Below are 13113 nucleotides of genomic sequence, written 5' to 3' on the forward strand. Positions count from 1 at the left end.
CACCAGGCCCGAGGCCGAATGGGTCAGGTTGCCGGCCCAGTCGTAGGCATACACCGTCGCCCCGGTCTCCGGCTCGATGCTTTTGCACAGCAACTGGTCAGCCTGGTAGACGTAGTGGCGGTCCACGCGCAGGCTGCCGTCCGCGTTGCGCCGCGTCAGCCGTTTGACCTTGCCAAACACATCACGCTGGATTTCCGTGGCTGCCGTGTCCACACCGGCAAACTGCGTCACCCCGGTGAGTACGTCGGTACTGGGCTGGTCGAAGACCTGGTACTCATACAGCGTCTGCTGCCCACGCGGGTTGGTCACCCGGGTCTTGAACCCGGGCAGGTACTCGGTGAGCGTCACCAGCAGATGGTTCGGCGCCGCCAACTCACTGTCCTGGGTCACCGACGTCACCCGGCCCAGGGCGTCGTACTCGGTATAGGTGCCCTTCGTCGATGCATGCACCGGGACCGCGGGGTTGGCCCAGGTGTTGATGATGCCGGTGTCGGATGTGCGCTGCGGATAGGACTGGAAGACGGGCCGCCCCTCGCTGTCGTAGCGCGTGACCGACTGCGACATCGTGCCGGCCACGTCCTGCATGTCATACGACTCGGAAATCACCGGACGCCACAATGCGTCGAACAGCACCACTTTGCGACCGTAGCCGGTGGTCACCGTCTGCTGCCAATAACCGGCGGGCATGCCGCCATAACCGGTGCTGGCGGGCGCGAACGATTGATACGTCACCTGCCACTTCGACGCATCGCAGACGCCGGCCTGCGTCTCGGACGGATAGGTGATGCTCGCCATCCGCCCCATGGCGTCATAGGTGTAGCAGGTCTTGGCCCCGGTCTCGTCCGTCACCGAGGCAATCCAGCCCCGGTCATCCACCACCGCCGACTGGCTTGTGCTGTCGGCATGGGTGATGGTCTGCGGAATGCCCCGCTTCCAGTTGCCGAAGGTGGTGATGTTGTTGTTGCCGTCCTTGACCGTCTTCAGCGTCCCCAGCTGGCCGCTGGCCACCGTGGAGGTGGCGTCGTAGGTCAGGGTCTGCGTCAGCTTGCCGAAGGACTTCACCGTCACCGGTCGGGCCAGGGTGTCGTAGGTCGTCTCCGACATCACGATGCCGCTCGGCGCCCAGGACGGCGTGCACTCGGCCGGTGCCACGCAGGTGACCTTGGCCGTCTGCCCCAGCACCCATAACGTCGTGTTGTCGTGGTACTCGATAGTCTCGGTCTTGCTGTACGTCTGCGCCTGCGCCGCCAGGGGCAAGGCCACCAGCACGCTCAATACCGTCCGCTTCATCCCCTGCTTCCCTGTCCGCGTCATGCGTGATTCCCCATCGGAACCGGCCAAGGCCGGTCGTTCTGTCCTGTCCCTGCCGCATCCCGTCATGGCGACGGCGCGCTGCTCTTGGTGACGCTGATTGGGCGCGCGTACTGGTCATAGCTGTTGGCCGTGTAGGTAAAGCCGGTGCCCTGGCGCTTGATGGTTCGGGTCTTTACCGGTGTCAACTTGCCCGCCATGTAGTCGCCGCGCGTATAGAGGCTGCTACCGAGATATTGGGGATAGGGCTGCCCCGTCGGGTCGGTCTGATAGACGGTTTCCTCCACTTCCAGGACGTTGGTCGGGCCGGAGCCTGACTCCGTCTTCAGCAAACGGCCTTCGCTCTGGCGATAGCGGTTGCCGAAGGTATAGCGCGTCCAGCTATCCGGCCCCGTGACTTCCACCGTTTTGGTCGCTATGCATCCTGCCGCACAGTTTTCCTCCCAACTGTTGTTGGGCGCGCCGTAGCTGTAGGTCCAAATATTAGGAGATGCGAGGCCGGGACCTTCGATCTTCTTCTGGATGATGCCCACCGTGTTGAACAGAAAAGGCGTCTGGGCGTAGTCATCCAGTACCGCGATGCCGCCTGGTCTTACGCAGACCTTGGGCACGTAAGACCTGCCATGAGTGCGGGACTGGAAGCTGAAAGTGCCCGTGGCACCGGAGGGATGGGTGATGGTGCCCGTATACACGGATTGGACAGTGCTGGCTCCGGACTTGGAGCACATCAACTCGCTTGGCGAATAGGGGGTTGTGAAGGCATTGCGCAGGCTTGAAAAATCAATCTGCCAGCGACTCTGGTCAGGCAGCCTGACTTCCGTAAGTCCATTACCGTAGGTATACGTCCATGTCCTGGTGCCATCGGTAACCGTACTGATGTGGCCTGCGGCATCGTAGGTCATCGTCAGGGAGCGCCCGTCATTGGCGACCATGCTCAGCAGTCGCCACGGCTTTGCGGTGTCATAGGTATACGTGATGTAGTTGCCCGCCCTGTCTTCCACGCGGGTGGGAAGAAAACGGACTTCTTCGCGCATCAGGCCGGACCCTGTTCCCGCCGGTGCGGCCATGACGCTGGCGTCCCGCGCTGCGAGGGCATCGATGGGCCCGCCGACCGTCTTGGTGATGACCGCGACCTCCCGCTTGGCGACCCAGTTGAACCAATAGCGGGTGCCATCCGGGGCCACTGCCAGGAATGCATCGCCCGCCACGCCGTTGGCGGTGCTGGTGAGGCAGGAGAAGGCCCAGAGATTTTCGGTAATCCAGACATAGGTCTTGCCGTCGTTGGGACGCGGCAACGTCGGATTCTCGATGAGCAGTATTTCCTGGTCGCCCCCCGCCGGCGTATGCAGGTGGTTGCCCTGCCAGTATTCGGCGGCGGCCCAGAATCCGCTGGGAGAGCCATCGGCGATGGGCGGTTCGGGCGGAAACGAGTTTCCGCCGGCGCAGCGCTGGTTCCTGGCCGCGGTCGTGGTGCCGTTCACCTGCCATCCCTTGCCATACGCGAAGACCCCGCGCAGATGCGGCAAATCCAGTTCCCAGTCCGCAAATCCACCGTCCCGGCTCAGCAGGCGGTTGCGATCCAGCTGGTCACGACTTTCCACAACGAATCGCCGGCGAATTTCCATCGGCAATCCGTTGTTGCCGGGCAGGCTGACATCCAGCGCGGAGAAACTCGTCGCGCCGGTGTAAAAACTGATGCTTTCACCGAACAGACCCGTTCCCAGCGCACCCACCACCTGGGTTGCCTGGACGGTCTTTTCGTATTCCTGCGGAATGGTGACCTGCGCGAAAGCAGGCAGGGTGGCAACCGACGTCGCCAGAAGCAGTGTCCCGATGGAGCCCTTCATTTACCTCGTCCCTTTCAACCGTGGCCGGTCGAATTCCCTGATTGCGCGACGAGCTCGCCGCGTCCCCTGAAGCAAAAGCAGATGCGAGTATCAATACCTGTCCATGGATACCCGCGTCAACTCGGTCTCCTCCCCCTCCGAAACATCATTGCCCGGTCAGGAATTCCCCCATGAATTCCAAACTGGTCATCGCGCCGCAACATATCCATCCTTGCTCCCCCGGGGCGACAACACCACCTGCCACAGCTGCGAGCGCCGGCTGCGGAATGTGGCCATGGACGCCGCGAGATAGAAGCGCCACATGCGGCGGAAACGTTCGTCGTAGCGGGCGTCGAGATCCGGCCATGCGCGTTCGACGTTGGCGCGCCAGGCCTGCAGGGTGCGGTCGTAGTCGGTGCCGAAGTTGTGCCAGTCCTCGAGGACGAACAGGCCTTCGCTGGCCTGCGCGATCTGTGCGGCGGACGGCAGCATGGAGTTCGGAAAGATGTATTTTCCAATCCACGGATCGGTGTGGTTGACTGAGCGGTTGGTGCCGATGGTGTGCAGCAGGAACAGGCCATGTTCCGGCAGGACGCGGCGCGCGGTTTCGAAATAGGTGCGGTAGTTCTTGACGCCGACGTGCTCGAACATGCCCAGCGAAAACACCGCGTCGAAAGACTCGTGTAGATCGCGGTAGTCCTGCAGGCGGATTTCGATGGGCAGGCCCCTGCACAGTTCGCATGCATACTCGGCCTGTTCTTTCGAGATGGTCACGCCGACGCCGGAGATGCCGTATCGCTCGGCGGCGAACTTCAAGGCCTCGCCCCAGCCGCAACCGATGTCCAGCACGCGCATGCCCGGTTTCAATTGCAGTTTGCGGCAGACCAGATCCAGTTTGGCGACCTGCGCGTCGTCGAGATTGTCGGCCTGCCGCCAGTAGCCGCAGCTGTAGACCAGCCGCGCGCCCAACATGGCGCGATAGAGGTCGTTGCCGAGATCGTAGTGGCGCTCGCCGACTTCGCGGCTGCGGCGGCGGGTCTGCGGATTGAAGAAACGCGCGAACAGGGCGTCGCGGATTTCGCCGGCGCCGTGCACGCGTTCGTCCAGCCGCGCGTTCAACACATGGAACAGGAAACCGTCCAGCGAGCCGGCATCCCAGTCGCCATCCATGTAGCTTTCACCCAGGCCCAGCGAGCCTTGCCCCAGCATTCGCGCGTAGGCGCGCGGATCATGGACCTGGATGTCCCAGGGCCGATCACCGCCAATCCGCACATCCGCTTCCGCCAGTAGTCGTTCGACCCGTTGCGCGAAGCGTGACGTGCTCATGGCATGCCCTGTCGTGTGGACCCTATTGGGCGAACAGACCGCTGTAGGCGGACGACAGATGCGGTCGCAATACGGCGGCCGGGACATCGACGGTCTGGGTGCCGTCCGCGTAGGGGCCGACCTGGTACGGCGGGAACACGAAGCGCAACGCGCTGATGTGGCCGCTGGTGTCGAGCACCGGCACGAACTGGGCGAAGTTCTCCGCCTTGGGCTCGGTGCCGTCGTCGATCATGCGCGAGGCGTTCTTGAGCACTTCGCTGCGCTCGGCCGGTGCCAGCTCATCGGCTTCCGCGCGCAGGGTCACGCTGGTCAGCAATTGTTCGCGGACGTAATCGCTGACGGCTTGCCAGCCGGCGGGTTTGGCGATGAGGTCCCCCGCAGAGAGCAGGTGGTTCTGCTGCGGCAACCAGACGAAACGCGCGATCAGCGGCTGGCCATGCGCGCCGCCGGTGTAGCGGCTGCCGTCGGCGGCCACCGCCACCATCTGCGGGGTTTCCAGCAGTTTCTCGAAACTCAGCGAAAGCTCGTACGGCGCGGTGGGTTTGTCGTTGCCGAAACCGTCCACCGCCTCCATCAGTTCGCCGCGCGCGGCCTGCGCGTAGTCGGACAGCGCCTTGGCCAGGCCGGGATAGCGATCGATGCCCGGCGGATAGGTGATGCCGACGACGTAGCGTTCGTTGGTCTCGATGACATCCTTGAGATCGACCGGTGCCACCGGCGCGGTGGCTTCCGCGACGGGCGCGCCGGCCTCCGGCGTCAGGGCCGTGGGGGCCTGCGGACCATCGGGTTCGCGCTTGCACGCGGCCAGCGCCAAGGCCAGCGCCGCGATCATCAGGGGGCTGCGGTAAACCGGGTTCACGTCAGGGGCTCCTTCCACTCAACGAGCGCACAGTTTATGCCGCGTCGCAGCAGCCCTCCAGCCCCTCGCACGGGAATACAGCGTCACGCCAGCAGGTCGGCGTACTCGGGATGGCGCTGCACGTACACCGCCGAGTACGAACAGGCCGGCACCACCTTCCAGCCTGCGGCGCGCGCGTGGTCGAGCGCCGCCTTGACCAGTTGCGCGGCGACGCCGCGGCCGCCGATGGCCTCGGGTACGCCGGTGTGCTCGATGACCATGCGGTCCTCGCGTAGGCGATAGATCAGTTCGGCTTCGTGGCCATCCACTTCGGTGGAGAAGCGGTGATTGGCGGGGTCGTGCTGAATCGTGATGTCCATCACTATCTCATTGAATCCAGAGGGGTTCCATTCTGCCGTGGCGGCCGGGAATGCGACAGAAGCCGACGCGCCGCGTCACTCTTGGTCACGTCAAAAAGCTGACGGAGGGCTCTATTTCACGGTGTTTTCACTCCCGGGGCCCGATTGGCACGGTCTGTGCGTAATCCCTGGCAAGCCATCCGGTTGAGGGAACACCATGAGCGCCAACGATCACCCGTCCGACATCCCGTCCGTCGCCAGCGATTTCACCCTGCTGGAAGGCCTGTTCCAGTTGACCGTGACGGGTCACACCGAAGACTGGGAATTCGAGCGGCTCAACAATGCCGTCTACGAACGCCTGCTGTCCAACTACGCGCAGGAAGAAGTCGGCAGCGTCAAGCTGTCCAAGACCCTGATGGCGGGTTGAGGCCTCGCCTCCCCGCCTCCGTTCCCGCTTCCCGGCCGCGCGTGCAGAACCGGAGAGCGGGACAGGCGCTTCGACGCCGGGCGCCCTGATTTTTCGACCCCTACTCCTCGCCGCGATGATCGCGTTTGCCCTGGCTGCGGCGATCGCGCGCGCTCATGCTGCCCTGGATGGCCTTCATCCGGCTTTCGGCGGCGTGCAGTTCCAGTGACTTGCTCGCCGCCGTCGAGGACTGATAGCCATCCGGCGGCGGCGGCGTCCCGGCCGGCGCCTGATCCAGTCGCTGCCAGGCCGCCGGTTCGCGGTCGCGTTGCTGCTTTTCGGCCAGCAGTTCCTGGGTGCGCGCCAGGGCCTGCTCGGGGGTGATTCCGGGTCGGCGCGACGGCGCTGTGCGCCGGGTGCGCGTTCCGCTCCGGGGCGTCTGCCCGGCGGAAGGGGATCTGCGGGCCGCGCCGCCGCCGCCCGGGGCCACCGCACGCTTGCGCGCGGTGGCGCTCGCTGTCTTACGCGTCGTCGTCCGAGCGGCTTTCTTCGCCGGCTGGCTGGCGGCGCCGACGGTCTTGCGCGCCGTGGTCTTGCCGGCGGCCTTCCGCGCGGTCTTCCTGACCGCCTTCGTCGCTTTCGCCGCGGTCTTCCTCGCGCCGGCGGCGCCCGTCTTGCGGGCGGACTTCTTGGCGACCTTGCGGGTGGTCTTGCCTGCGGAAGCGGTCGCTTTCTTCGCGACCTTGCGGGCCGCCTTCTTCGCCACCTTCCCGACCGCCTTCTTTGCTGCCTTCTTCGCGGTCTTCTTTGCCGCCTTCTTCGTCGCCCTGCCGGTGGTCTTGCGGGCGGTGCTGCGGGTGCGTGTCGCCATGCTGCCTCCACGGGTGTGGTTCACCCGTGGGATAGCACAGCTAATCTTCAGATCAGGTGATTGACCGCTGTCGCGTTCAGCCGCCGAACCGGGTCAGCTGGCCGAGGAAATGGCTGAGCACGTCAGGTTCCATCGCGATCATGAAGAGCACGCCATAGGCGGCGCCGGCCAGGTGCGCGCCATGGTTGACGTTGTCGCCGCCGCGCTTGTCCATCCAGATGCTGTAGGCCACGTAGAGCACGGCGAACACGATGGCCGGCATCGGGATGAAGAACACGCCGATCATCGCCCACGGATTGATCAGGATGAACGCGAACAGCACCGCCGATACCGCGCCGGATGCGCCCAGGCTGCGGTAGTTGGGGTCCTTCTGGTGCTTGAGATAGGTCGGCAGGATCGACACCACCAGCGCCGACAGGTAGAAGCCGATATAGACCAGCACGCTGCCGGTCAGCCGGGTGATGATCTGTTCCATGATCCGGCCGAAGAAGAACAGCGTGACCATGTTGAACAGCAGGTGCCAGATGTCGGCATGGATGAAACCGTAGGTCACCAGCCGGTCGTACTGCTTGTTGCGGTCGATGGCGGGCGGCCAGAGGATCAGGCGGCCGGCCAGCGACGGCGTGCGGAACGCCAGCAGTGAAACCGCCGCGGTGACCAGGATCAGGATGAGGGTGATGGGGGCTTGCATGGGAATTCCTCAGACCGCGCGGTAATTGTCCTGCATCGGGTAGCGTCGCGCGTACAGGGCGAACGCCAGCGCCGCAAGGAAGGCGAAGCCGGCGAAGAAGAACATCAGGAAGGCATTCTCGCTCAGGCCGGTGCTGGCGATGTGCGAGGTGACCGTTTCATTGCGCACGCCGGCATTGGTCAACAGCACCCACAGGCTGCCGAAGGTGCTGGTCAGGTACCAGAACGCCATGATCACGCCCTTCATCGCCTGGGTCGCCTGGCTGTAGGCGAACTCCAGCGCGGTCGCCGAGACCAGGATTTCACCGAAGGTCAGCAGTGCGTACGGCAGGATCTGCCAGGCCAGCGAGACCGGATCGCCGCCGTCCATCCACAACTGCAGCGTGCCGGCGACCACCCAGGCCAGGCCGGAGAACGCGATGCCCCAACCCATCCGGCGCAGCGGCGTCGGTTCGAAGCCGAGCTTGCGCAGGGCCGGATACAGCACCAGGTTGTTGAACGGTATGAGCAGCATCACCATCGCCGGATTCAGCGCCTGCAACTGGCCGGCGCTCTTGATCAGCCAGCTCGGCCACCACCACGCGTCATGCGGCATCACCATCTCGTTGCCCTGCAGCACCCAGGTGGAGGCCTTCTGGTCGAACAGCGACCAGAACGGCGTGACCAGCGCGAATACGATCAGGATCCGCAGCACCGCGCGCACGCTGTCCACGGCGGCGTCGGGATGGCGGCCGCGCGCGCGCTCCAGCTGCATCGAGGCGCCCACGCCGCCGAAGGCGATCAACACGCCCAGCGCCAGACACGCGGCGATGACGAAGCCGAACGAATCCGGCCACCAGCCCGGCGCCATGCCCACCAGCGAAAGCGCCCACAGCACCAGCAGCGCCACCGCGATCGCCGCACCCAGCATCGCCACGGCATAACCCCAGCGTCCCTCGCCTTGCCGGGTCGTCGCCAGCGCGGTGCGCACGACGCGCAGGAACGAATCCGGATCCTCGCCCGACGGCGGCACGTTGACGTATTGCCTGCGTCCCAGCCAGAAGATGAAGGTGGCGATGAACATCAGGATGCCGGGAATGCCGAACGCCACCGCCGGCCCGTAGTGATTGAGGAACAGCGGCATCAGCAGCGACGCGAAGAACGAACCGAAGTTGATCGTCCAGTAGAACGCGTCGAAGACGATCTTGGCCTTGCTCTTGTTGCTCTGGTCGAACTGGTCGCCCACGAACGACACCACCAGCGGCTTGATGCCGCCCGAGCCCAGTGCGATCAGGAACAGGCCGGTGTAGAAACCGGTGCGGTGGTCTTCGAACAACGCCAGGCAGGCATGGCCGGCGCAGTAGATCAGCGAGAACCACAGCACGGTGTTGTATTTGCCGAAGTAGCGATCCGACAACCAGCCGCCCAGCAGCGGGAAGAAGTACACGCCGATGACGAAACTGTGGAAGACGTCCTTGGCCACGCCCGCCCGGTCGGCTTCGGGCAGGTAGGCCAGCAGGATGCTGCTGGTCAGGAACTGCACCAGGATGTTGCGCATCCCGTAGAAGCTGAACCGCTCGCAGGCCTCGTTGCCGATGATGTAGGGAATCTGCCGAGGCATCCGGCCGGCGGTCGCTTCGTTGGGAGTGGTCATCCGGTGTTCCGATGGCAAATTGCGGGAAGGTTACCGTATCCGCTCCGAGGGGTCGAACCTCCTTGGTCATGCTGGGCGCGGCGGCTTCCGGGCGGCATCATTCGGTGTTTTCGACCTCCCGGGTGCCGTTCATGCTTCGTCCGCTCCGTGTCGCCGTCCTGCTCGCCCTCGCCCTGCCCGCGGTTCCGGTCTTCGCCGCCGCATCGGATCTGACCACCGAATCCGAACGCTCCGGGTTCGTCCGCACCGGTCGCTACGAGGAAGTCATCGCGCTGTGCGATCGCTTCGCCAAGGCGTATCCGAAGGCGGTGCGCTGCATCGAGTTCGGCACCACGCCGGAGGGCCGGCCGATGAAGGCGCTGGTGGCGTCCACCCGCGGCGCGTTCACCCCCGACCAGGCCCGTCGCCAGAACCTGCCGGTGGTGCTGATCCAGGGCGGCATCCATGCCGGCGAGATCGACGGCAAGGACGCGGGCTTCCTGGCCCTGCGCGAAGTGTTGGACGGAAAGGCCGCGCCCGGCGCGCTCGACAAACTGGTGTGGGTGTTCGTGCCGGTGTTCAACGTCGACGGCCATGAGCGCTTCGGCGCCTGGAACCGTCCCAACCAGCGTGGCCCGGAGGAGATGGGTTGGCGCGTCACCGCGCAGAACTACAACCTCAACCGCGACTACGTGAAAGCCGACGCGCCGGAGATGCAGGCGATGCTGCGGCTGGTGCAGCAATGGGATCCGCTGGCCTACGTGGATCTGCACGCCACCGACGGCGCCCAGTTCGAGCACGACATCTCGGTGCAGGTCGAACCGGTGCATGCCGGCGATGCCGGCTTGCGCGTGGCCGGTCGCGATCTGCGCGACGGCGTGCTGGCGGATCTGGCCAAGCAGGGTTCGCTGCCGCTGCCGTACTACCCGTCTTTCGTGGTCGGCGACGATCCCAGCTCCGGTTTCGAGGACGGCGTCGCCCCGCCGCGTTTCTCGCACGGCTATTTCCAGCTGCGCAACCGCATCGGCATGCTGGTGGAAACGCATTCCTGGAAGGAATATCCGGTACGGGTGAAGATCACCCGCAACACCATCGTCGCGACGCTGGACCAGATCGCCGCACACGGTACGGACTGGCTGAAGGTCGCGCAGCAGGCCGACGCGGCGGCGGCGAAGCTGGCCGGCCAGCCGGTGCCGCTGGAATGGGCGGCGAGCGAGAAGAGCCACACGGTCGAGTTCCGCGGCTATGAATACACCCGCACGCCGTCGGACGTGTCCGGCGCGCTGATGACCCGCTATGACGAGACGAAGCCGCAGATCTGGAAAGTGCCGATGCGCGACGATCTGCATCCCTCGCTCAGCATTCCCGCGCCCGGCGCGGGCTACCTGGTACCAGCCGCGCATGCCGCGTGGGTCGGCGAGAAACTGAAGCAGCACGGCATCGAGTTCCGCCGCGTTCCGGCGCTGGCGAAGGAAAAGGTCGAGGCCTTCCGCGCCACCCGCACCCGCTTCGGCGCGCAACCGGTGGAAACCCACCAGCGCCTGACCGTGGAAGGCGCGTGGGCGCCGGAAACGCGCGATGTGCCGGCCGGTTCGCTGTTCGTGCCGATCGCGCAGGCCAAGTCGCGCCTGCTGATGGCGCTGCTGGAGCCGCAGGGACCGGATTCGCTGGCCGCCTGGGGCGAATTCAACAGCGCGTTCGAGCGCAAGGAATACATGGAGGACTACGTAGCCGAGGACGTGGCCCGCAAGATGCTGCAGGACCCGGCGGTCAAGGCCGCATTCGATCAGAAGCTGAAGGAGGATCCGGAATTCGCCAAGAATCCGGGCGCGCGCCTGGAGTTCTTCTATCGCCGCCATCCGGCATGGGACGAGCGCTTCAACCTGTATCCGGTCTACCGCACCAACCGGGTTCCATGACGGCCGGAGGGGCTTCCGCCTCTCATGAGCTCGCGGGAATCCAACAGCGTCATCCCGGCGAAAGCCGGGATCTTTTTTGCGGAATCGCCAGCGCGGCGGAAAAACTCCGCTCCATCGGATGCCCGGCGCCGAACTTGTCCGGCTGCCTGTGGCAAGAACGCGCGGACCGCCCTACTCGACTTTCATGATGCCGCGGCGCGGCGCGATGTTGCCGAACGTGGTGGCGGCGACCGGCGCGCCCATGTCGATCAGGACCTCGCGCTGCTGCGCGACCGGCGTGCGCAGGGTCCGGTCTTCGAACTCGGCCAGCGCGGCGAACGCCGGCAGCGCGTGCATGCGTTCGACGAAGGCCGCCGCGCGCGGCCAGCGGTTGGCGTCGATCCGGTAGCGCACGAACGTGGCATTGCGGAAGAACGCGGCGATGGCGACGTCGGCCACGCCGACATCGCCGAACAGGAAGCCCTCCGCCGGCAACTGGGTTTCCAGGTAGTCCAGCGCGTCCGGCAATTCCTCCTCGCGCGCCTTGCGCACGACCGCCTCGTCGGGCGTCTCGCCGAACAGGTAACGCTTGACGCGCAACTGGTAGAACATCCGCCAGATGATCACCTCGCCCAGCCGCGAGTCGGCGAATTCCTCCAGCCAGCGCGCGCGGGCGCGATCGCGGGGCGCGGCCGGATACAGGGCGGGCGTGGGTTGCAGATCCTCCAGGTATTCGCAGATCACGGTGGAATCGTTGAGGACGAAATCGCCGTCGATCAGCACGGGGATGCGCCGCAGCGGACTGAGTCGCGAGAACGCGTCGTCGCCGATGAAGGGCGCGAACGGGTCGATCCGGTACGCAATCCCTTTCAATTGCAGGCAGACCAGCACCTTGCGCACGTAGGGCGACAGGTAGTTGCCCAGGATCGTCACGGGTTCGCGCATGCGCATGCTCCAGGAGAAAGGCCCCGAGCCTGCGGGCAGCCGGTGGCGCGGTCAAGCCTCAGCCCAGCGCGGTATCCAGCGTCATCATCAGGCAGAAGCCGATGGCCAGGCCCAGCGTCGCGAAACCGCCGTGTCCATGCCGGTTGGATTCGGGAATGACGCTGTGCGCCACCGCGGTCAGCATCGCGCCGGCGGCGAAGGCCAGCCCCCACGGCAGCAGCACCGCCGAAACGCCAACCGCCCAGGCGCTGAGCACCGCGGCGAACGGCTCGACCACGCCCGAGAACGCGCCAATGAACACCGCCTTGGCCCGCGTCATGCCGGCGCCGGCCAGAATCAGCGCCACCACCAGGCCTTCCGGAACGTCCTGCAGGGCGATGCCCATCGCCAGGCCCTCCGCGCCGGGAAGATGCCCGCCCGCCGCGACCCCGACCGCCATCCCTTCTGGAATGTTGTGCAGCAGGATCGCGAACACGAACACCAGCACGCGCGCCGGCACCAGCGGCGCATCCGGATGCGCGTCCACCGGTTCGTCCACCAGCACGCGGTCCAGTCCCAGCAGGGCCAGCGCGCCAAGCAGCAGGCTGCCGCTGATCAGCGCCGCCGCGCCCCAGCGCCCGTAGCCGATCTGCTGGGCCGCCTCCAGTCCGGGCAGGATCAGCGAGAACGCGGTCGCGGCCAGCATCACTCCGGCGCCGAAACCGAGCAGGCCATCGGCCAGGCGCTGCGGCAGGCCGCGCACCACCAGCACCGGCACCGCGCCGAGCGCGGTGGCGAGCGCGCACAGGGCACCTCCACGCCAACCGGCCATCGCGCCGACGGCCTGGGCCGGCGCGGTGAACAGGGTCCACAGGCTCGCGGCGATGATCAGGCCGGTGGCGGCCAGATAGGGCCAGGCGTTGGCCTGGCGGAAGGCCAGCGGTTGCAGTACGCGATTCATGACCGGCGGCTCCGGAATCGGTGCGCGGACGCACCGGACGCACGCCGGATACTAGCGCCGGGTCCGGCCGGCAGCCATTCGGAAGCGCCGA

The 13113-nt window shown here is 65.9% G+C and carries 11 protein-coding genes and 1 pseudogene; 2 read left to right on the top strand and 10 right to left on the bottom strand.

Going from position 1 to position 13113, the window contains the following annotated elements; genetic code table 11:
- The 5 genes and pseudogenes from ACTHN1_RS13320 to ACTHN1_RS13340 form a co-directional block, all read right to left on the bottom strand.
- Positions 1-1182: pseudogene (locus tag ACTHN1_RS13320) on the bottom strand (hypothetical protein); the annotation flags it as partial.
- A gap of 194 nt (positions 1183-1376) precedes the next feature.
- On the bottom strand, positions 1377-3158 hold the full coding sequence (locus ACTHN1_RS13325) for a hypothetical protein (RefSeq protein ID WP_440471422.1): 1782 nt from the start codon (positions 3156-3158) through the stop codon (positions 1377-1379).
- 186 nt (positions 3159-3344) lie between these two features.
- On the bottom strand, positions 3345-4463 hold the full coding sequence (cfa, locus tag ACTHN1_RS13330; protein WP_440471423.1) for a cyclopropane fatty acyl phospholipid synthase: 1119 nt from the start codon (positions 4461-4463) through the stop codon (positions 3345-3347).
- A 22-nt stretch (positions 4464-4485) separates the two neighbouring features.
- On the bottom strand, positions 4486-5295 hold the full coding sequence (locus ACTHN1_RS13335; RefSeq protein ID WP_440471517.1) for a PdaC/SigV domain-containing protein: 810 nt from the start codon (positions 5293-5295) through the stop codon (positions 4486-4488).
- A 110-nt stretch (positions 5296-5405) separates the two neighbouring features.
- Positions 5406-5681 carry a GNAT family N-acetyltransferase gene (locus ACTHN1_RS13340; protein WP_440471424.1) on the bottom strand — a complete coding sequence of 92 codons (276 nt, stop codon included), beginning with the start codon at positions 5679-5681 and terminating at the stop codon, positions 5406-5408.
- 196 nt (positions 5682-5877) lie between these two features.
- Between ACTHN1_RS13340 and ACTHN1_RS13345 the strand changes: the two genes are divergently transcribed.
- Positions 5878-6087, top strand: coding sequence for a hypothetical protein (locus tag ACTHN1_RS13345; RefSeq protein ID WP_440471425.1), 210 nt, complete (start codon positions 5878-5880; stop codon positions 6085-6087).
- Positions 6088-6187: 100 nt separating this feature from the next.
- Here the strand turns inward: ACTHN1_RS13345 and ACTHN1_RS13350 are convergent, their stop codons facing one another.
- The 3 genes from ACTHN1_RS13350 to ACTHN1_RS13360 form a co-directional block, all read right to left on the bottom strand.
- Positions 6188-6937, bottom strand: a complete 750-nt coding sequence (locus tag ACTHN1_RS13350) for a hypothetical protein (protein WP_440471426.1) — start codon at positions 6935-6937, stop codon at positions 6188-6190.
- A 76-nt stretch (positions 6938-7013) separates the two neighbouring features.
- On the bottom strand, positions 7014-7628 hold the full coding sequence (locus ACTHN1_RS13355; protein WP_440471427.1) for a rhomboid family intramembrane serine protease: 615 nt from the start codon (positions 7626-7628) through the stop codon (positions 7014-7016).
- 9 nt (positions 7629-7637) lie between these two features.
- The gene (locus tag ACTHN1_RS13360; RefSeq protein WP_440471428.1) at positions 7638-9260 is read right to left on the bottom strand and encodes a POT-type proton-dependent oligopeptide transporter; all 1623 of its coding nucleotides are present in this window, start codon (positions 9258-9260) and stop codon (positions 7638-7640) included.
- Between the two features lie 131 nt (positions 9261-9391).
- Here ACTHN1_RS13360 and ACTHN1_RS13365 point away from each other — a divergent pair, with 131 nt between their 5' ends.
- Positions 9392-11158: a M14 family metallopeptidase gene (locus ACTHN1_RS13365; protein WP_440471429.1), complete on the top strand. Its 1767-nt coding sequence runs from the start codon at positions 9392-9394 to the stop codon at positions 11156-11158.
- Positions 11159-11329: 171 nt separating this feature from the next.
- Here ACTHN1_RS13365 and ACTHN1_RS13370 read toward each other — a convergent pair whose 3' ends face one another.
- Both ACTHN1_RS13370 and ACTHN1_RS13375 read right to left on the bottom strand, forming a co-directional pair.
- Positions 11330-12082 carry a glutathione S-transferase family protein gene (locus ACTHN1_RS13370; RefSeq protein ID WP_440471430.1) on the bottom strand — a complete coding sequence of 251 codons (753 nt, stop codon included), beginning with the start codon at positions 12080-12082 and terminating at the stop codon, positions 11330-11332.
- A gap of 58 nt (positions 12083-12140) precedes the next feature.
- The gene (locus ACTHN1_RS13375) at positions 12141-13022 is read right to left on the bottom strand and encodes a ZIP family metal transporter (protein ID WP_440471431.1); all 882 of its coding nucleotides are present in this window, start codon (positions 13020-13022) and stop codon (positions 12141-12143) included.
- Positions 13023-13113: the final 91 nt, after the last annotated feature.

Origin of the sequence: Pseudoxanthomonas sp. (assembly GCF_051953815.1) — a bacterium.
GTDB lineage: Bacteria > Pseudomonadota > Gammaproteobacteria > Xanthomonadales > Xanthomonadaceae > Pseudoxanthomonas_A.